The sequence below is a fragment of the Derxia gummosa DSM 723 genome (genome assembly GCF_000482785.1).
GTDB classification, from domain to species: Bacteria; Pseudomonadota; Gammaproteobacteria; order Burkholderiales; family Burkholderiaceae_E; genus Derxia; species Derxia gummosa.
Genome location: NZ_AXWS01000007.1, coordinates 1 through 19,729, shown reverse-complemented (window position 1 = coordinate 19,729; position 19,729 = coordinate 1). Strand labels below are relative to the sequence as shown.

Below are 19,729 nucleotides of genomic sequence, written 5' to 3'. Positions count from 1 at the left end.
CGTTGTCCGGATTGACGGCGTGGCGACGCAGTAACTTGAATGGGACGGGCGACCGTTCGGCGGCCGCCCCTGCCTACTTCACGAGTCCGTGCTTGAGCGCGTAGTGCGTGATCTCGGCGTTGGACGCGAGCTTCATCTTTTCGAGGATGCGCGCGCGATAGACCGACACGGTCTTGGGGCTGAGCGACAGCGCCTCGGCCACTTCCGACAGCCGCTTGCCCGAGGCGATGAGCTTGAGCGTCTGGAACTCGCGGTCGGACAGCTTCTCGTGCGGCGGCGTGTCGTCGTCGTCCTGGCCGATGCTTTCTGCCAGCGCCTGGGCGATCTCGGCGCTGATGTACTTCTTGCCGCCGAGCACGGTGCGCGCGGCCTGCACCATCACGTCGGGCGCGCTGCCCTTGTTGAGATAGCCGGCGGCGCCGGCCTTGAGCACGCGCACCGCGTACTGGTCCTCGGGGTACATCGACAGCATCAGCACCGGCAGCTTGGGATAGTCCTTCTTCACGAGCTTGAGGATGTCGATGCCGTTGCGCCCGGGCAGGTCGATGTCGAGCAGCAGCAGGTCGCAGCCCTCGGCGTCCATCTGCCGCACCACGTCGGAATAGGTGTCGCCCTCGGCCACCATGCGCAGGTCGGAGGTGTCGTCGAACACGCGCGCGATGCCCATGCGGATGAGCGCGTGGTCGTCGATGATCATGAGGCGGTACTGCATCAGGGCTCTCCCGCCATGTCGGCCGCCGCGTCGCCCGCGCCCGGCTCGCCAAGCGGCAGCGACAGCATCACGCAGGTGCCGCCGGGGCTGGTCGAAAGCTCGAACCAGCCGCCGAGGTGCCGCGCGCGCTCGCGCATGCCCACGATCCCGAAATGGGCGTGATGCGACGACGGCTGGTCAGGCTGCACGCCCTGGCCGTTGTCGCCGATCTCGAGCGTCAGGTTGTCGGCATCGATGAACAGCTCGACATGGGCGCTCGTTGCCCGGGAATGCTTCATCACGTTGGTCAGTGCCTCCTGGCACACATGGTAGGCCGCGTTGGCCACCGCTGGCGGAAGCGAGATGTCTTCGTGATTGCTGCGGAAGCTGGTGGCGATGCCGGTGCGGCGCGAGAACTCGCGTGCCTGCCATTCCAGCGCCGGTACCAGACCGTCATCGAGGATGGTCGGGTGGAGCTGGCTCATCATGCGCTGCAGCGAGCCGATCGCGCTGTCGACCTGGCTGGCCATGTGCTCGACGATGATCGCGCTCTCCGGGTCGGCGGCCACGCGCGGGCGCAGCGCAGCGAGCTGGAAGTTGAGCGCCGCGAGCGAGCCGCCCACCTCGTCGTGCAGGTCGCGCGCCATCGCGGCGCGCTCGCGCTCGGCCAGATGCGCCATGTGCGCGGTCATGGATGACAGCTTGCGTTCCGACTCGGCCAGCGCGCGCGCCGAATCGCGCGCCTCGCGCCGGGCGGCGGCGCGGGCCATCGCGGCCTCGATCGCCGGCACCAGCCGCGCGAGCCGGTCCTTCAGAAGATAGTCGTCGGCGCCGGCGCGCATCGCCTCGACGGCGCTCTCCTCGCCGATCTGGCCTGACACGATCACGAAGGGCAGGTCGAGCCCGCTCTCGCGCAGCGTGTCGAGCGCGCCGAAGGACGAGAAGTTGGGCAGGTTGTGATCGGAGACCACGATGTCCCAGCCGCCCTCGGCAAGCGCGGCCTGCATCTGCTCGCGGGTCTCGACGCGGCAGGCATCGCCCAGCGCGTGCGCGCGTGCAAGCGTTGCCACCAGGAAGTTGTAGTCGATCTCGGAGTCCTCGACGACGAGGACGCGCAGGGCGCGATGAGACGTTTCTTTGGCCTTGTCCATGACCCCGATTGTCGTTGATGGAGGGGGGCGCACGCACGTCAGGAAGTGGCGAATTGGGATTGGCGAACACCGCTTATCTGCCCATCCCTCCCGGGGGGGGCTGCCGACAATCCCGACACCAGAACAAGGCCCCGAAAGGCTGTGGCGAGAGTGCCGCGCCGAAGGGAATTTTATCAAGAGGACTCCGGTTGCCTCCCTCGCGGATGTGGCCGGCGAAGACCAGGACTCGTGCATGGAATCCACCACGCCAGCCAGCTTCGACGCATCGTCGGTTCACGACCTTGCAGCCCTGCAGGCGATCTCCGATGACCTCGGGCGGCTCGACACCATTCTCGGCGACGCGATCGACCGGCTGATGCAGAGCTTCGCGACCATCCAGATGCACGCCGGCGCGCGTCAGGCCCCGGAAATCTCCGAGGCGGCGATGCAGGCCTGTGTTGCCCTCCAGTTCCAGGACATGGCGACGCAACTCATCGCGCACTGCCGGCGTCGGCTTACCGACGTGCATCACGCGACGACCGAACCCTTCTCGGCCACGCACTTTCCCTCCACCCAGATTCGCGGCGCGCACGCGGGCGGACCGGTTGCCCAGAGCTCGGTCGGCGCCGGAAGCATCGACCTGTTCTAAGCCCGACTCACATTCCGCCAGGAGCCAACATGCATTCGATTCTTGCTGTCGATGATTCCGCGTCGATCCGCCAGATGGTCGCCTTCACGCTCAAGAGCGCGGGCTACCAGGTGACCGAGGCCGTGGATGGTCAGGACGCCCTTGAAAAGGCCCAGACCAAGACCTTCGATCTCGTCCTCACCGACCAGAACATGCCGAAGATGGACGGCATCACCCTCGTCAAGAACCTGCGCGCCAGCTCGCAGTACCAGGGCAAGCCGATCCTCATCCTCACCACCGAGTCGTCCGACGCGATGAAGAGCGCCGGCAAGGCCGCGGGTGCCACCGGCTGGCTCGTCAAGCCCTTCGACCCGATGCGCCTCGCCGAGGTCGTCAAGCGCGTGCTGGGCTGATTGCGCGCCGCGCGCACGGGCAGACCAACCACAACGCATCAGAAGAGGAAGCTCCCATGGGAGACATGTCGCAATCATCGGGACTGGGCGGCGGATTCGACCTGTCGCAGTTCTACAGCGTGTTCTTCGAGGAGGCCGGCGAGAACCTGGCCAACTTCGAGGGCATGCTGCTCAACGTGGACTGCGCCGCGCCGGACGACGAGGATCTGAACGCGATCTTCCGCGCCGCGCACTCGATCAAGGGTGGCAGCGCGACCTTCGGGTTCTCGGACGTGACCGAGCTGACGCACGAGCTGGAAACCCTGCTCGACCGCGTGCGCAAGCACGAGCTGTCGCTCGACTCGATCATGGTGGACACGCTGCTCGAAGCCGGTGACGTGCTCAAGAGCCAGCTCGCGCGTCACCAGGCCGGCGGCAGCGGGGCGCTGATCGACGACGCCGATCTCAAGCGCCGCCTGCGCCTGCTCGCCTCGGGCGAGAAGCTGTCGGCCGACGACCTGCCCGCGCCCGCGCCGGCCGGTCCGTCGCTGCGCTCGGTCGAGCTGGTGGCCGGTCCGCTCAAGGACGTGTCGGTGGCCGATAACCTGATGGAGCCGTTCGCCGAGATTCCCCAGCTCGGCACCATCAGCAAGGTCGATTTCGCGCCCGGCACCTCGCCCGGCGAAGGCTATGTGCGCTTCCGTGTCGATACGCTCTCGCCCGACGAGGAGCTGCTCGACCTGTGCAACTTCTACCTGAGCCGCGAGCAGCTGAAGTTCGGCCCGTGGAGCGATGACGGCGCCGCGCCGGCCGCCGCGCCCGCGCCGGCCGCGCTCGCCGACATCCCGGGCTTCGGCCTGTTCGACGACGAGCCGGCGCCCGCCGCGCCGGCCCAGCCGCCGGTGACGATCGCGCCGCCCGTGGTGGCCGCGCCGGCAGTCGTGCCGGAGCCGGTGGCCGCGCCGCGCGCGCCCTCGGTGACCGACACCCAGCCCGTCACGACCAAGCCGCGCGAACGCGCCGCCGCACCCGCCGCCGGCCTCGATTCGCAGACGCTGCGCGTCTCGGTGGAGAAGGTCGATCAGCTCATCAACCTCGTGGGCGAACTCGTGATCACCCAGGCGATGCTGTCGCAGAAGGTGCGCGACCTCGACCCGGTGCAGCACCAGAACGTGCTGGGCGGCGTGAGCGACCTGGAGCGCAACACGCGCCATCTGCAGGACGCGGTCATGTCGATCCGCATGATCCCGATGGCCTTCGTGTTCAACCGCTTCCCGCGCATGATCCGCGACCTCGCGGCCAAGCTCGGCAAGAAGGTCGAGCTGGTGACGAGCGGTGAAGCCACCGAACTCGACAAGGGCCTGATCGAGAAGATCGTCGATCCGCTCACCCACCTCGTGCGCAACTCGGTCGACCACGGCCTGGAGATGCCCGAGGCGCGCAAGCTCGCGGGCAAGCCCGAGACCGGCGTGGTCACGCTGTCGGCCTTCCATCAGGGCGGCTCGATCGTCATCGAGGTGCGCGACGACGGCCAGGGCCTGCGGCGCGACAAGATCCTCGCCAAGGCGGCCGAGCGCGGCCTGCCGGTGCATGACGCGATGACCGACCAGGAGGTCTGGCAGCTCATCTTCGCGCCGGGCTTCTCGACCGCCGACCAGATCACCGACGTGTCGGGCCGCGGCGTCGGCATGGACGTGGTGAAGAAGAACATCGCCGCGCTCAACGGCTCGGTCGAGCTGGACAGCACGCCGGGCAAGGGCTCGCGCGTGATCGTCAGGCTGCCGCTCACGCTGGCCATCATGGACGGCATGAGCGTGGCGGCCGGCGGCGAGATCTACATCTTCCCGCTTGCGAGCGTGGTCGAGTCTCTGCAACTCAGCCAGGACCAGATCAAGAGCATCGCCAGCAGCGGCCGTGTCGTGGACGTGCGCAACGAGTACCTGCCGGTGGTGTCGCTGCGCGAGCTGTTCGAGATCCCCGACGACGGCGCGCCGCCCGAATCGATCATGGTCGTCATCGAGAGCGACGGTGTACGCACCGCCGTGCTCGTGGACGAGCTGGTCGGCCAGCACCAGGTTGTCGTGAAGAACCTCGAAGCCAACTACCGCAAGGTACGCGGCGTGTCGGGAGCAACCATCCTCGGCGACGGTCGTGTCGCCCTGATCCTCGATGTGACAGCGCTTGCAAAGCAGGCCCGCCACTGAGTCCTTTCCCACCCAGACATCACTGAAGAAGGAGCCGACCATGGGCGCCATCGAAAAGTTCGGCAACGACGCGCAAGTCACCGACATCCACGAGTTCCTCACCTTCCGGCTCGGCCAGGAGGAATACGGGATCGACATCCTGAAGGTGCAGGAGATCCGCGGCTACGAGCAGCCGACCCGCATCGCCAACGCGCCCGACTTCATCAAGGGCGTGATCAACCTGCGCGGCACGATCGTCCCGATCGTGGACATGCGCCTGAAGTTCAACGTGGGCGAAGCCAACTACGACGACTTCACGGTGGTGATCATCCTCAACATCGCCAACCGCGTGGTCGGCATCGTGGTGGACAGCGTGAGCGACGTGCTGACGCTGGAGAACAACCAGATCCGCCCGACGCCCGAATTCTCGGGCGCGCTCGACGTGAGCTACGTGATGGGCCTGGGCTCGATCGGCGAACGCATGCTGATCCTGGTCGACATCGAGCGCCTCATGACCTCGGCCGAGATGGCTCTCATCGACGGCTGAACGCCGCCGACGCACGGGGTCCGCAGGCATGCGGCCCCGTCGCCCTTCCTCCAACAAGTCACAGGAGACCCGGATGGAATTCCTCAGCCGTTTCAGTGTGCGGACCCGCCTGTTCGCGGGCTTTGCGTTCGCGCTGCTGGCCATCGGCATGGGCATCGTCGCGGGCATCAGCGGCCTGAACCACATCGCCGACATCGTCGAGACGACGACGACCCGCGATGCCCAGAAGGTCGCGGTCGCCCAGGAGTGGAAGGACGTGGTCAACATGAACTACGTCCGTACCCAGGCGGTGCTCGCCTCGACCGACAAGGCGCTGATCGACCAGCTCCAGGGCGAGATCAAGAACAATTCGGCGCGTGCCACCGACCTGCAGCAGCGCATGACCGAGCTGGTCAACACGGCGCACGGCAAGGAACTGCTCGACGCCATCGGCCAGGCCCGCAACACCTACCGCGCGGTGCGCGACGAGGTGCTGCGCGGCCATGTGGCCGGCACGCCGGTCAGCGCGACCGAGCGCACCCGGCTCGAGAACGCGGCGCAGAAGTACATGGGCCAGTTCGACGCGATGCTCGAATGGCAGAACAAGCTGTTCGAGGAAGCGCGCGCCAGCGTGCGCCGCGAGGCCGGCGGCGCGGTGTGGAGCATGGTGGTCGCGGCCGTCATCGGCGCTACCCTGAGTCTCGTGGCGGCGCTGCTGATCGCGCGCTCGATCGTCGAGCCGCTGGCACGTGTGCGCGATGGCGCAAGGCGCATCGCCGCCGGCGACCTCGGCGTCGACCTGCATCCGGTCGGCAATGACGAGGCCGCGGAGATGACCCGTGCCATCGCCGCGATGCAAAGCTCGCTGCGCAAGCTGGTGGGCGATGTGCGCAGCGGCGTGCAGGAAGTGACGACCGCCTCGGCCGAGATCGCCAACGGCAGCGCCGACCTGAGCCGCCGCACCGAGCAGCAGGCCAGCAACCTGGAGCAGACCTCGGCCTCGATGGAGGAATTCAACTCCGCCGTCCAGAGCAATGCCGAGGCTGCCCGCGAGGCGAGCAGCCTGGTCGATGCCGCCACCGATGCCGCCCGCCGCGGCGGCGAGGTGACCGAGAAGGTCGTCTCGACGATGGCCGAGATCAGTGAATCGAGCCGCAAGATCGCCGACATCATCGGCGTCATCGACGGTATCGCCTTCCAGACCAACATCCTGGCGCTCAACGCCGCCGTCGAAGCGGCGCGTGCCGGCGAGCAGGGCCGCGGCTTCGCGGTCGTGGCGAGCGAGGTGCGCACGCTGGCCCAGCGCAGTGCCCAGGCGGCACGCGAGATCAAGAGCCTGATCGAGGACTCGGTGAGCAAGGTCGAGACCGGCGGCAAGCTGGTCAACGACTCGGGCGCCGCAATGAGCGAGATCGTGCGCGGCGTGAATTCGGTGTCGGCCATCATGGAGCGCATCCTCGGCTCGACGATGGAGCAGGCCGCCGGCATCAAGCAGGTGAGCGCGGCCATCAACCAGCTCGACGACATGACGCAGCAGAACGCGGCCCTGGTCGAGCAGAGCACCGCCGCCGCCGACAGCCTGCGCACCCAGGCGGTCGCCCTCGGCCGCGCGGTCGATGCCTTCCAGGCCAGCAGGAGCGCATCGGAGCCGGTACCGCATGCCGCGCCGAAGGCCGAGCCGCACAAGCCGGCCGCGCATCACGGCACGACGCATCAGGCCGCGCATCGCTCGCCGGCACCGACGGCGCACAAGCCCGCCGCGCACAAGCCCGTCACCCACAAGCCTGCCGAGCACAAGACCGCGGAGCACAAGCCGGTCGAGCACAAGGCGAGCGAACCGAAGGCGGCGGAGCACAAGCCGGCGCCGGTCGAGACGCGCATCGAGCCGAAGCTGACGTCCGAGTCCCTGGCCGAGGCGCCGGCCAAGGCAGCGCCGGCAGCCGCGAAGCCGGCGGCGCCCAAGGCCGCGCCGGCGACCCGGCCCGAACCGCCCAAGCCCGCTGCCCCGGCCGCGCCGCGTGGCGACGCGAGGATCACCACCTCCGCCGCCGCCGACTCGGACGACTGGGAAGAGTTCTGATCGCCACCTCCGTCATCGCCGAACGCGAAAGCTCCCATGTCCAACCGTGATTCCGCTGTCATCGCCGAAGCGCCCCGCGACATCTCGTTCGGCAACGACGACTTCGAGCGCATCCGCCGGCTGATCCGCGAGCGTGCCGGCATCGCGCTCAACGACTCCAAGCGCCAGATGGCCTACAGCCGGCTCAGCCGCCGGGTGCGGGCCACGGGCACCGGCTCCTTCGCCAACTATCTCGATCGGCTCGAACGCGATGGTGGCGACGAGTGGCAGGAGTTCATCAACGCGCTCACCACCAACCTGACCTCGTTCTTCCGCGAGCAGCATCACTTCCCGGTGCTGCTGGAGTTCGCGCGCAACCACATGAAGGCCAACGGCAAGCCGCCGCGCCTGTGGTGCTCGGCGGCCTCGACGGGCGAGGAGCCGTATTCGATTGCGATGACCCTGGACGAGGCCGGCTGCGGCAACGCCCGGATGATCGCGAGCGACATCGACACCAACGTGCTGGCCCAGGCCGCGCGCGGTGTCTACAAGTCGGAAAGCACCCAGTCGCTCGATGCCAACCGGCTGCGCCGCTACTTCATGCGCGGCACCGCCGCCAACTCGGGGCTGGTGCGGGTGCGGCCCGAGCTGCGCAAGATGATCGAGTTCAGGCAGGTGAACCTGCTCGATGCCAGCTGGAACCTCGGCGACGCCTTCGACGTGATCTTCTGTCGCAACGTGATGATCTATTTCGACAAGCCGACCCAGCATTCGATCCTCGAGAAGTTCGCGCGCGTGCTGCGCCCGGGCGGCCTGCTGTTCGCGGGCCACTCGGAGAACTTCAGCGACTTCCACGGCCCGTTCGTGCTGCGCGGCAAGACCGTGTACGAACGGCGCTGACCGGCAGCCCCCCGCGTCCCCTCACGCTCGCGCCACCCAACAAGAAAGGCTGCCCATGTCCGCCGGCCATCACCCCCATCCCCATCAGCGTCATGCCCAGCCGCCGACCAATGCGGCCCACGCCGGCACGGCCAGTGCCCACGCGCGACCGCGCGGCTCCGGCACGGCGACCCACTTCTACTTCGAGCGCCAGTGGAACGCGCCGGCCGTGAAGATCCTGCCGGGCGAGTACTTCGTGTCGGAGGAGGAGGTCGTCATCACGACGGTGCTCGGTTCCTGCGTGTCGGCCTGCATCTGGGACCGCACCACCGGCATCGGCGGCATGAACCATTTCATGCTGCCCGAGACCGGCGAGGCCGACTTCACCGGCGCCGCCGGCCGCTTCGGCACCTACGCGATGGAACTGCTCATCAACGACCTCATGAAGAAGGGCGCGCGGCGCGAGAACCTCGACGCCAAGCTCTTCGGCGGCGGCAACGTGATGAAGAACTTCACCACCATCAACGTGGGCGAGCGCAACGCGGCCTTCGCCGAGAAGTTCCTTCAGACCGAGCGCATCCGCTGCAGCGCGAAGGACCTGCTCGACATCTATCCGCGCAAGGTCGTGTTCTTCAGTCACAGCGGCAAGTGCATGGTCAAGAAGCTCAAGGAAGACCGCGGCGAGACCGTCGTCAAGCTCGAATCGCAATACAAGACGAAGCTCCAGGTGGCCAAGCCGGCAGTCACGGGCGGCGACATCGAACTGTTCTGACCGGAGGCCGCCATGGCAAAGACAACCGTCGTCGTCGTGGACGACTCGGCGCTCATCCGCGCCCTGCTGACCGAGATCATCAACGGCGAACCCGACCTCCAGGTCGTGGGCGCCGCCGCCGACCCCTACCAGGCGCGCGAGATCATCCGCAACACCAACCCCAACGTGGTCACGCTCGATGTCGAGATGCCGCGCATGGACGGGCTCGACTTCCTCGAGAAGATCATGCGGCTGCGCCCGATGCCGGTCGTGATGGTGAGCACGCTGACCGAGCGCGGTGCCGAGGTGACGATGCGGGCGCTGGAGCTGGGCGCGGTCGATTTCGTGGCCAAGCCCAAGCTGGGCGTGGCCAACGGCATGCGCGAGATGGGCGCGGCCATCTGCGAAAAGATCCGCATCGCGGCCAAGTCGCGGGTGTTCCGCAAGGCAGCCGTGGCGCGCGCGCCGGGCGCGGCGGCGCCGGTCAAGGGCGTGGCAACGTTCTCGCGCCACAGCACGGAAAAGATGATCGTGATCGGCGCCTCCACCGGCGGCACCGAGGCGATCCGCGAGGTGCTGGAGACCTTCCCGGCCGACTGTCCGGCGGTGGTCATCACCCAGCACATGCCGCCGGGCTTCACGGCCAGCTTCGCCAAGCGGCTCGACGGCTGCTGCCGCATCCGCGTGGCCGAGGCGCGCCAGGGCGAGCGCATCCTGCCCGGCCATGCCTACATCGCGCCGGGCGGCCAGCACATGGCGGTCGGGCGCAGCGGCGCCAACTACGTGATCGAGCTGCACGACACCGAGCCGGTCAACCGCCACAAGCCGTCGGTGGAGGTGCTGTTCAAGTCGGTGGCGAAGAACGTCGGTCCGAACGCGATCGGCGTGATGCTCACCGGCATGGGCAAGGACGGCGCGCTCGCCATGCTCGACATGAAGCGCGCCGGCGCCTTCAACATGGCCCAGGACGAGGCGACCTGCGTCGTGTACGGCATGCCGCGCGAGGCGGTGGCCTGCGGCGCGGTGGATTCGATCCTGCCGCTGGGCCAGATCGGGCCGGCGGTGATCGAGAAGCTCATGGCGGGCGGCAAGGTGCTGTCGCGCGTGTGAGCGCGGTGGCCGGGCAGGGCGTGTCGGCGCCGCGCGCCGGCCGCCCGGCTTGCGCATCGCGCAAGCGCTTCCGCCGGCGGCCGCCGGCGTGTCGGCGCCGTCCTGCGTCGTTGCCATCCGCTTACGTCTGAAGCGCCGCGCTTGCGGCGCTTTGCATTTGGGGTCTTGGGCGCGCGGGACGCGGCTGCCTAGCATCGCTGCATGCCCGACGACCCACCACCGCCCGAGATTGCAAACGCTTGCACGATGCCCCGTCCGTCCGCGTGCGGCCAGGCGCGGGAGGCGCCGCGCGATCCGGCCCGGCTGCTCGAACCGGGCCGCAACTGCTGGCGCGTCGAGCCGGCGCGCCGCGTGGCCTTCCTCGTCGATGGCGCGGCCTATTTCGGCGCGTTGCGCGCCGCGCTGATCGGCGCGCGCCACACGATCCAGATTCTCGGCTGGGACATCGACAGCCGCGTGCGCCTGCGCCGTGACGATGCCGATGACGGCTGGCCGGCGCCGCTGGCCGAATTGCTCGACGCGCTGGTACGCGCGCGGCCCGGCCTGCGCGCCCAGGTGCTGAGCTGGGACTACGCGATGCTGTTCGCGCTCGAACGCGAATGGCTGTCGCCGCTGCGGCTCGGCTGGCGCACGCACCGGCGCATGCAGTTCCGGCTCGACGGCTGCCATCCGGTGGGCGCCTCGCATCACCAGAAGGTCGTGGTGGTGGATGGCGCGATCGCCTTTGTCGGCGGCCTTGATCTCACGCGCTGCCGCTGGGACACGCCGGCTCATGCGGCGCGCGAGCCGGGCCGAGTCGATCCCGACGGCAAGCCCTATGCGCCCTTCCACGACGTGCAGATGGCGGTGGACGGCGCCGCCGCCGCCGCGCTCGGCCAGCTCTGCGCCGAGCGCTGGCTGCGCGCGAGCGGCCGGCCCGGCCTGTGCGCGCCCGACGCGCCGGCCGCTGGTGCGGGCGGTTTCGCGCGGGGTACGTCGCCCGGCGCGCCACCGTCCGCCGACCTCTGGCCCGCCGGACTCGTGCCCGACCTCACCGACGTGCCGGTCGGCATCGCGCGCACCGAACCCGGCTTCGAGGGCTGGGCGCCGGTGGCGGAGGTGAAGACGCTGCTCGCCGACGCCATCGTCGCCACCCGCGCCGCGCTCTACATCGAGAACCAGTACTTCAGCTCCTCGGCCATGGCCGACGCGCTCGCGGCCCGGCTCGCCGCGCCCGAACCGCCCGACATGGCACTCGTGCTGCCGCGCCGCCAGAGCGGCTGGCTGGAGGAGACCACCATGGGCGTGCTGCGCGGGCGCATCGACGCGCGGCTGCGCGCGGCCGACCCGGCCGGCCGCTACCGCGCCTGGTGCCCGCGTCTGGCCGACGAGCCGCCCGACGGTGGCGGCTGCCTCAACGTGCACAGCAAGGTGATGGTGGTGGACGACGACTTCGTCACCGTCGGCTCGGCCAATCTCAGCAACCGCTCGATGGGCTTTGACAGCGAATGCAATCTCGCCATCGCCTCGGGCGGCGACGCGCGCGTGCGCGACGGGATCCGCGCCTTCCGCGCCAGGCTGCTCGGCGAGCATCTGGATGTCGCGCCCGAACGCGTCGATGCCGCGCTGCGCGAACACGGCCGGCTCAACGCCGCGATCGACGCGCTGCGCGACGAGACCGCGCGTGCCTGCGTTCCGCCGATCGCCCCGCCCGAGGCCCGGCACGCGGAGGCCGCGCATGCGGCGGAGCGTCTCGACCGCGGGCAGGGGCCGCAGCCCGATGCCGCGCCCGACGCGGACGACGGCGCCGCCGCCGTACCGGGCCACGGCAGTCACCGCACGCTGGTTCCGGCCGAACTGCGCGTCGCGCCCGAGATCGACCGGCTCGTGCCCGACGCGGCGCTCATCATCGACCCCGAGCGCCCGGCCGAGACCGAGCTGCTCATGACCGAGCTGCTGCCGCGCGCCGGCCAGCGCCGGCCGGTACGCGGGCGCGTGCTGGCCTGGACGCTGATCGCCGTCGGCCTCGCGGCGCTGGCGATGGCCTGGCGCTATACGCCGCTGCGCGAGCTGCTCGACATCGGCGAGCTGGTGCGCTTCGGCGAGCGGCTCGATGCGCTGCCGTTCTCGCCGCTCGCGGTGGTTGCCTGTTATGTGCTGGCTGGGCTGGTGGTGATGCCGCTGATGCTGCTCGTGGGCGTGACCGGCATCGTCTTCGGGCCGATCCAGGGCGGGCTCTATGCGTTGGCCGGCGCGCTTGCGAGCGCCGCCGCCACCTGGGGCGTGGGCCGGCTGCTTGGCCGCCGCGCGCTGCTGCGCTGGGGCGGCCCGCGCATGCAAAGGCTTGCAATGCGGCTCGCGCGGCGCGGTCTGCCGGCGATGGTGCTGCTGCGCGTGGTGCCGGTGGCGCCGTTCAGCATCGTCAACCTGGTGGCGGGCGCGGCCCACGTCGGGCTGCGCGACTTCATGGCCGGCACGGCGCTCGGCATGACGCCCGGCATCCTGTTCACGACCGTGTTCGTCGATCGCATTGCGGCGGCGATCCGCGAGCCGGGCTGGGCCAGCTTCGCGCTGCTCGCGGGCGTGGTGCTGGTGTGCGTTGTGTTCGCGATGTTCGTCCGGCGCTGGGTCGGACGCCGGCGCGATGCGAAGGCCGCCGCTTGATCCGCCTCGCCACCTGGAACATCCACGGCGGCGTCGGTGCCGACGGGCATTTCGTGCCCAACCGCATCGTCGACGTGCTGCGCGAGCTGCATGCCGACGTGATCGCCCTGCAGGAAGTGGAGTCGGGCCGCACCGGCTTCGACATGCTGGCCTGGCTGGCCGAGCGCTGCGGCATGCATTCGGTGGCCGGCCCGACGCTCGTGCGCGGCGGCGGCGACTACGGCAATGCGCTGCTGAGCCGGTTTCCGGTCGCAAGCCGGCGGCTGCTCGACCTGAGCGTGCCGGGCCGCGAGCCGCGCGGTGCCATCGTCGCGACGCTCGACACGCCGCCGGTGCCGATGCGCGTGATCGCAACCCATCTGGGCCTGGCGCCGGCCGAGCGCCGGGCCCAGGTGCGCCGGCTGCTGGCCGAGCTGACCGAGATCGAGGCCGCCAACGGCAGCGCGCTCGAATCGGCGGCGCGCGAGACGATGGTGCTGATGGGCGACGTGAACGAATGGTCGCTGTGGGGCCGGCCGCTGCGCTGGCTGCACCGCTGGTTCGAGGACGCGCCGGCGCCGCGCAGCTTCCCGGCGCGGCTGCCGCTGTTCGCGCTCGATCGCATCTGGGTCAAGCCGAGGCCGATGCTGGTGCGGGTGGCGGCGCATCGCAGCCGGCTCGCGCGCATTGCGTCCGACCACCTGCCGGTGGTCGCGGTGGTTGATCCGGGGCCGGCCGTGCCCGGGCGCGCGGCGATGCCGCTCAGCGCGCGGGCGTGGCCGCGTCAGGCCTGACGGCCTTGCTGCCGACGACCGGGATGACGCGACCGTTGGCGTCGATGGCGGTCTGGCCCTGGGTGCGCAGACTGCCATTGCCGGCGCCGGCCGCGCGCGTCGCGCCGCCGCTGCCGGCCGGACCGCCGGTGGCGTTCGACGCGCCAGCGGGCAGGGCGTTGCCGGCCGGGGGTGCCTTGGACGCGCCGACGGCGGTGCCGCCGCGCGCCGCCGTCACCGCCGCCGCAAGGTCGGCCACCGCCGCCGCGTAGAAGAAGCTGCGGTTGTACTGGGTGATGGCGAAGAAGTTGCGCGTGCCGGCGCGCCATTCGGTCGGCGCGTTGGGCGTGGTGAGATCGACCAGCCCGAACAGCAGGTCGGGCGGCACCGTGCCCTGCACGATCACGCCGGCCTCGGCGAGGGCGTCGGCGGTCCAGCGTGCCTCCAGGTCGTGGGCGATCCACTGGTCGGGGCTGTTGCCGGGCTTCGCGGGCAGCCAGATCGGCGTGCCGGCCTGCCAGCCGCTGGCGTTGAGGTAGCGCGCGATGCTGCCGATGGCGTCTGCCGGGCTGCCGCTGAGGTCGATGCGGCCGTCGCCGTCGAAATCGACCGCGAGGCCGCGCAGGCTGCCCGGCATGAACTGCGGGATGCCGAGCGCGCCGGCGTAGCTGCCGCGCCAGTCGAGCACCTGGGCGCCGTAGTCGCGCGCGAGCAGCAGGAGCTGCTCGAACTGCTCGCGGAAGTAGGCCGAGCGGTCGCGCGGGGCTTCGGCCGGCCAGTCGAAGGCGAGGGTGGCGAGGGCGTCGGCGGTGCGGAAATCGCCCTGCATGCGGCCGTAGATGGTCTCGACGCCGGCGATGCCGACGATGACCGCCGCCGGCACGCCGTACTGCGCCTCGGCGCGGGCGAGGCTGTCGGCGTTGGTGTTCCAGAACTCGACGCCGGCCTTGACGCGGAAGGCGTCGAGGAAGCGGCCGCGATAGGCGGTCCAGTTCTTCTGCTGCGGCGTGGCGGGCGGGAGGATGAGCTTGCGCACGCGCGGCTGGGGCTCGATGCGGTCGAGCGCCGACTGGATCAGGCGGCGGTCGACATTGCCGCGCGCGGCGAATTCGTCGGCCCAGGCCGAGATGTCGGCGCGGCGGGCGTAGCTGCCGGGCGTGCCCGGCGCTGCGAGGTCGGCGCTGCCGATGGTCGCGATGGGCACGGCGGCGGTGATGACGGGGGCGGGCGCGGGGGCGGGGGGCGGCGCGTCGGCAGGCGTCGCGGCCGCCGCCGGAGCGGGGCTGGCGGCCGGGCCGCGCGTGCCGGCGGACTCGTCGGGATAGAGCGGCACGCGCGTGGCGCAGGCGGCGAGGGCGGCGGTAGCGGTCAGCGCGGCGAGCGCGGCTTGAATTCGGCGATCCATCGTTGCAGGACTTCCAGTTCGGCGGGGGTCGGCGGCCGACGATAGCGCATGGCGACGATGGCCTCGAAGATGCGGCGCGCCTGCTCGGCGGGCGCGGGCACGGGTTTGCCGGTCGGGCCGCCGGCGCCGCGCGCCGGTCGGGTCGCCCCGGCGGCGTGGCCGCCGGCATCGGTGGCGCGTGGCGCGATGGCGGCGTGGTCGGCGTCGGCCTCGGCCAGCCAGGCGATGGCGCGGCGCGCGAAGGCCTGCGGTGGCTCGTGTGGTTCGCGCACGCAGCCGGCGCCGGCCAGGCGCTGCTCGAAGTGGTGCGCGAGCCGCGTGAGCCGGTCTGGACGCGGCCGGCGCGCGGCCTGCCACAACGCGCTGGCGGCGAGCGCGGCACTGGCCAGGCCGAGCGCGGCCATGCAGGCCAGCAACAGCCGTTGCAGGTCGGGCTTGCCGAAGCCGAGACGTTCGAACAGGCCGGCCTGCTGCTCGTGGTCGTAGTGCAGCACCGCGAGGTTCCAGGCGTTCTCGATCGCGTTCCAGCGATGGCGCAGGTCACGCATCCAGCGCAGTCCCTGGCCGTTGCCGGCGAAGCGCACGAAGCGGTCGAGGCCGACCGGTTCGGGCAGGGCGCTCATGAGACCGCGCTCGACACGCTCGGGCGCGACGGCGGCGGTCGGATCGACGCGCACCCAGCCGGCGTCGGCGCCGAGCCAGATCTCGGCCCAGGCGTGGGCATCGCTCTGGCGCACCTCGACCCAGCCGTCCACCGGGTTGGTCTCGCCGCCCTGGTAGCCGGCCACGACGCGCGCCGGGATGCCGGCGGCACGCATGAGCACGGTGAAGGCCGAGGCGTAGTGCTCGCAGAAGCCGGCGCGGGTCTGGAACAGGAACTCGTCCACCGAGTCGCGGCCCAGGCGCGGCGGGTGCAGCGTGTAGCGATAGGCGTCGCGGCGGAAGCGGCTGAGCACCGCGTTGACGAGGGCGCGATCGTCGCTGAAATCGGCGCGCAGGCGGGCGGCGTAGTCGAGCGTGCGCGGGTTGTAGCCCGTCGGCAGTTGCAGCCAGAGCCGGCGCGCGAGCGGACCGTCGGGACCGCCGAGGTGGTAGTCGAGCGCGGCGCTGCCGCGCAGCACCACGCGCTCGCGCAGCGGCGCGTCGGCCTGCCAGCTGCCGGCGTCGGCCACATGCGCGCCGGGGCCGAGCGCGAGCGCGCCGTCGAGCGCGTACAACCAGCGTTCGCCGCTCGGTTCGGGCAGAAGCTGGTAGCCGACGGGTGCCGACGACGCCCGCAGCGGCTCGGGCGCGCTGGCCACGACGGTGGCGGCGAGGTTGCCCGGCGGCGCCGAGGCCGTCGGGCGCCAGGTGCGGCCGTCGAAATGCGACATGACGATCGAGCGCCAGTACAGCGCCCGGCGCTCGGGCGTGGCGCCATCGAAGCGGGCGCGGAAGGCCATCGCGCCCGAGTCGGCGAGATCGCTCATGTCGCCGGGCGACATGCTGTCGGACAGGCCGACATGCGCGCCACCGGCATCATTGGGCAGGCTCCACAGCGGCCCGGGGATGCGCGGGAACAGCAGGAAGAGCGCGAGCGCCAGCGGCAGCGCCCAGGCGGCGGTGCGCAGGCTGATGGCGAGCGCGAGCCGCAGGCCGGTGGGCGCGGCGGGGTCGGGTGGCGTCGCGGCATCGCGGCCGGCGCCCATCGTCGCGGGCGCGAGCGGCTCGGCGCTGCCGATCTGTCCGGCAGCCATCGCCGCGAACAGCAGCACCAGGCCGACCGTCACGGTTGCAGCGGTCGGGATGCTCTGCGAGAACAGGAATTCGGTGGCGGCGAGGAAGAAGCCGAGATAGGCGATGACGAAGCTGTCGCGTCGCGCCTGCATCTCCAGCAGCTTGAGGCACATGAGCATGACCAGCAGCGTCACGCCGGCGTCGCGGCCGAACAGGCTGCCGTAGCTGCGCCAGGTGCCGAGCACGACCGCGCCCACCACGATCACCAGCAGCAGCCGGTGCGGCGCCGCGCGGTGGCCGACGAGCAGCCGGCATTTCCAGCCGAAGGCGGCCAGCGCCACCGCCAGCGCCCAGCCGGGCAGATGGCCGAAGTGCGGCGTGATGACCGTGGCGACCGCGAGCAGCAGCATCAGCGTCGCGCGGCCCTCGTGACCGAGCAGCGCGAGCTGGCGGCGGGCGTGGCGGACGAGGCGGTTCATGCGCCGGCCTTGTCGGCGCCGCCGGTTTCGCCGAGGCCGTGCAGCGCGAGCGCGCGCAGGCAGGCGTCGCGCTGGGCCGGACCGCTCGCGGGCGGCAGGGCTTCTGTGCCGAGCCGCAGGCCGTAGGCCAGGCCGAGCGCGTCGGCCTCGATCACCCAGGCCGTGAGCCGCGACAGCCGGCCTTCGACGCCGAGCGCGCCGGGCAGGCTGGCGGCATCGAACCAGAGTTCGCCGCCGGTGCTGCCCTCGAACTGCCGCGCCGACAGCTGCTGGCCGTCGCTGCGCGCGAAGGCGCGCCAGGCGATGCGGCGCGGCGAGTCGCCGGGCTGGTAGGCGCGCAGATGCGCGAAGGCTTCCTGGCCCGGACCGCCGACGGGCTGGTCGCCTTCGGCATCCTCGACACCGGGCAGCGGCAGCGCGGGCGCTTCGGGCGCCGGATAGACGAGGCAGCGCGCCGCCGGCTGCCACAGGCTCCAGATGCGCCACAGACCGAAGGGAAAGCCGGTTTCGAGCGTGGCGCGCGGCGCGTCGAGCCAGCCGCGCCGCGTGGCGCGTGCCTGGATGATCGCCACGCTGCTGCCGCCGGCCGGCACGCGGGTGCGCATGCCGCCGTCCGCGCCGAGGATGCTGATGGCGTGCCGCGCGCGCCGGCGTGTGTCGGTGAGGGTGAACTCGAAGGCCGCCAGTTCGCCCGCGAACACCGGCTCGGCCCGCGCGCCGCCGAGCTTCAGGCCCGACAGGTTGGCGAAGCCCTGGTGCAGCGACACCCAGGCCGCCGAGCCGAGAATGAACACCAGCGCATGGCCGAGACTCAGTTCGTAGTTGACCGCGAGCAGCAGCAGCGCGCAGAGCAGCGCGGCGAACGCGAGGCCGGCGCGCGTCGGCAGGGTGTAGATGCGCCGGTGACCGAGCAGCAGTTCGGCCTCGGCAGGCCGCTCGAAGAAGGCGTGCCAGCGCGCGCGCAGCCCGCCGGGCGCCGGGGAAGGGGGCGTGTCCGGCGGTCGCGCGTCGGAGTCCGTTGCCACGGGCGGTGGCGGCGATGCCGTCGCGTCGGCGCGCGGCCCTCCGGCCCGCATGGCCGCCATCAGGCCTCGACCGGCACGGCGCGCATCCAGCCGGCGATCGCTTCGGCGATCTGCAGGGCGCGCGCGTTGCCGGCCATGGCGGGCACCAGCCGGTGCCCGGCCACCGAGGGCAGCACGGCCTGGATGTCGTCGGGCAGCACAAAGTCGCGGCCGTCGATGAGTGCCCAGGCGCGCGCGGCCTGCAGCAGCGCGAGGCCGGCGCGCGGGCTCAGCCCCTCGACGAAGCGGCGCGGATCGCGCGAGGCCTCGATGAGCCGCTGCACGTAATCGACAAGCATCGGGGTGACGGTCTGGGCGGCGCGCGTGGTGTGCAGCGCGCGCAGTTCGGCCGGCGTGAGGACCGGATCGAGCCGGCGCAGCATGCCGCGCCGGTCCTCGCCCATGAGCAGGGCGCGTTCGGCCTCGCGCGACGGGTAGCCGAGCGACAGCCGCATCAGGAAGCGGTCGAGCTGGCTTTCGGGCAGCGGGAAGGTGCCGAGCTGGCGCGTGGGGTTCTGCGTGGCGATAACGAAGAACGGGTCGGGCAGGCGGCGCGTCTCGCCCTCGGCGCTGACCTGACGCTCCTCCATCGCTTCGAGCAGGGCGCTCTGGGTCTTGGGGCTGGCGCGGTTGATCTCGTCGGCCAGTAGCACCTGGGTGAAGACCGGTCCGGGGTGGAAGACGAAGCGCTGCTGTTCGCGGTCGAAGATGGCGCCGCCGATCACGTCGGACGGCAGCAGGTCGCTCGTGAACTGCACGCGCTGGAAGGCGAGGCCGAGCGCGCGGGCGTAGGCGTGGGCGAGGGTGGTCTTGCCTACGCCGGGCACGTCCTCGATGAGCAGATGGCCGTCGGCGAGCAGGCAGGCGAGGCCGAGCCGGATCTGCAGGTCCTTGCCGATGACGACACCGCCGACGGCGGCGAGCACGCGCGCGGCGAGGGCGGCGGCCTGGGCGGCGTCGAGCCGGGGCGGAACGATGTCGGCGGGATTCATGTGCGGCGTGGATGGCGCTGGAAGTGAGTGATCGTTGCAGTGCGTGGCGGGACTTGCCTGCGTCGCGGGACGGGTTTTCCCGGGAGGCGAGGGTGCCATATCGGCATGCCGCGCTGGCGCGACGCGAGGGGGCAAGACATGGCTTTCGTATAATCCCGCCCCATTTTTCGTGCGCGCGGCCGGTGGCCGTGGCGCCATCAACAGCCGGTTTTCCAAGGGGAAGCGATGAAGGTTCTGGTCCCGGTCAAGCGAGTGGTGGACTACAACGTGAAGGTACGTGTGAAGGCCGACCGAAGCGATGTGGAAGTGGCGAACGTGAAGTTCTCGAT

Annotated in this window: 16 protein-coding genes and 1 pseudogene; 11 read left to right on the top strand and 6 right to left on the bottom strand. The window is 71.0% G+C overall.

Features of this window, described 5'->3' with window-relative positions:
* Positions 1-73: 73 nt before the first annotated feature.
* Together H566_RS0101310 and H566_RS22245 are read right to left on the bottom strand one after the other, a co-directional pair.
* The gene (locus tag H566_RS0101310; RefSeq protein WP_028310003.1) at positions 74-712 is read right to left on the bottom strand and encodes a response regulator; all 639 of its coding nucleotides are present in this window, start codon (positions 710-712) and stop codon (positions 74-76) included.
* Positions 712-1,842, bottom strand: coding sequence for a hybrid sensor histidine kinase/response regulator (locus tag H566_RS22245; protein ID WP_034410257.1), 1,131 nt, complete (start codon positions 1,840-1,842; stop codon positions 712-714). The genes H566_RS0101310 and H566_RS22245 overlap by 1 nt, the downstream gene beginning before the upstream one ends.
* 232 nt (positions 1,843-2,074) lie before the next feature.
* Here H566_RS22245 and H566_RS27080 point away from each other — a divergent pair, with 232 nt between their 5' ends.
* From H566_RS27080 to H566_RS22230, 10 genes are all read left to right on the top strand, one after another.
* Positions 2,075-2,470 carry a hypothetical protein gene (locus H566_RS27080; RefSeq protein WP_084544624.1) on the top strand — a complete coding sequence of 132 codons (396 nt, stop codon included), beginning with the start codon at positions 2,075-2,077 and terminating at the stop codon, positions 2,468-2,470.
* Between the two features lie 29 nt (positions 2,471-2,499).
* A complete protein-coding gene (locus H566_RS0101295; protein ID WP_028310002.1) occupies positions 2,500-2,862 on the top strand; it encodes a response regulator in 363 nt (120 codons plus the stop codon).
* Between the two features lie 56 nt (positions 2,863-2,918).
* Positions 2,919-5,045, top strand: a complete 2,127-nt coding sequence (locus H566_RS0101290; RefSeq protein ID WP_028310001.1) for a chemotaxis protein CheW — start codon at positions 2,919-2,921, stop codon at positions 5,043-5,045.
* A gap of 40 nt (positions 5,046-5,085) precedes the next feature.
* Entirely contained in the window at positions 5,086-5,571 is a 486-nt protein-coding gene (locus tag H566_RS0101285) for a chemotaxis protein CheW (protein ID WP_028310000.1), read from the top strand.
* Positions 5,572-5,644: 73 nt separating this feature from the next.
* Complete coding sequence (locus H566_RS30320; protein WP_028309999.1) at positions 5,645-7,630, top strand: methyl-accepting chemotaxis protein; 1,986 nt, start codon at positions 5,645-5,647, stop codon at positions 7,628-7,630.
* Positions 7,631-7,666: 36 nt separating this feature from the next.
* Positions 7,667-8,509, top strand: a complete 843-nt coding sequence (locus H566_RS0101275; RefSeq protein WP_034410254.1) for a CheR family methyltransferase — start codon at positions 7,667-7,669, stop codon at positions 8,507-8,509.
* A 55-nt stretch (positions 8,510-8,564) separates the two neighbouring features.
* Positions 8,565-9,260, top strand: coding sequence for a chemoreceptor glutamine deamidase CheD (gene cheD, locus H566_RS22235; RefSeq protein WP_084544622.1), 696 nt, complete (start codon positions 8,565-8,567; stop codon positions 9,258-9,260).
* A 12-nt stretch (positions 9,261-9,272) separates the two neighbouring features.
* Positions 9,273-10,349 carry a protein-glutamate methylesterase/protein-glutamine glutaminase gene (locus tag H566_RS0101265; RefSeq protein WP_028309997.1) on the top strand — a complete coding sequence of 359 codons (1,077 nt, stop codon included), beginning with the start codon at positions 9,273-9,275 and terminating at the stop codon, positions 10,347-10,349.
* A gap of 246 nt (positions 10,350-10,595) precedes the next feature.
* Positions 10,596-12,992 (top strand): VTT domain-containing protein, encoded by a 2,397-nt coding sequence (locus H566_RS0101260; protein WP_028309996.1) that lies wholly within the window; start codon positions 10,596-10,598, stop codon positions 12,990-12,992.
* Complete coding sequence (locus tag H566_RS22230) at positions 12,989-13,765, top strand: endonuclease/exonuclease/phosphatase family protein (RefSeq protein ID WP_169732474.1); 777 nt, start codon at positions 12,989-12,991, stop codon at positions 13,763-13,765. The genes H566_RS0101260 and H566_RS22230 overlap by 4 nt, the downstream gene beginning before the upstream one ends.
* Here the strand turns inward: H566_RS22230 and mltB are convergent.
* From mltB to H566_RS0101235, 4 genes are read right to left on the bottom strand one after another with little or no spacing between them, the layout of a single operon-like run.
* On the bottom strand, positions 13,734-15,149 hold the full coding sequence (mltB, locus tag H566_RS22225) for a lytic murein transglycosylase B (RefSeq protein ID WP_051377801.1): 1,416 nt from the start codon (positions 15,147-15,149) through the stop codon (positions 13,734-13,736). The two genes, H566_RS22230 and mltB, sit on opposite strands and share 32 nt — an antisense overlap.
* On the bottom strand, positions 15,113-17,344 hold the full coding sequence (locus H566_RS22220) for a transglutaminase TgpA family protein (RefSeq protein ID WP_051377800.1): 2,232 nt from the start codon (positions 17,342-17,344) through the stop codon (positions 15,113-15,115). Before H566_RS22220 ends, mltB begins: the two co-directional genes overlap by 37 nt.
* Positions 17,341-18,369, bottom strand: coding sequence for a DUF58 domain-containing protein (locus H566_RS22215; RefSeq protein ID WP_051377797.1), 1,029 nt, complete (start codon positions 18,367-18,369; stop codon positions 17,341-17,343). Before H566_RS22215 ends, H566_RS22220 begins: the two co-directional genes overlap by 4 nt.
* A 59-nt stretch (positions 18,370-18,428) precedes the next feature.
* Positions 18,429-19,400, bottom strand: a complete 972-nt coding sequence (locus tag H566_RS0101235) for an AAA family ATPase (protein ID WP_084544619.1) — start codon at positions 19,398-19,400, stop codon at positions 18,429-18,431.
* Between the two features lie 225 nt (positions 19,401-19,625).
* Between H566_RS0101235 and H566_RS28720 the strand changes: the two are divergent.
* A pseudogene (locus H566_RS28720) lies at positions 19,626-19,729 on the top strand (electron transfer flavoprotein subunit beta/FixA family protein); the annotation flags it as partial.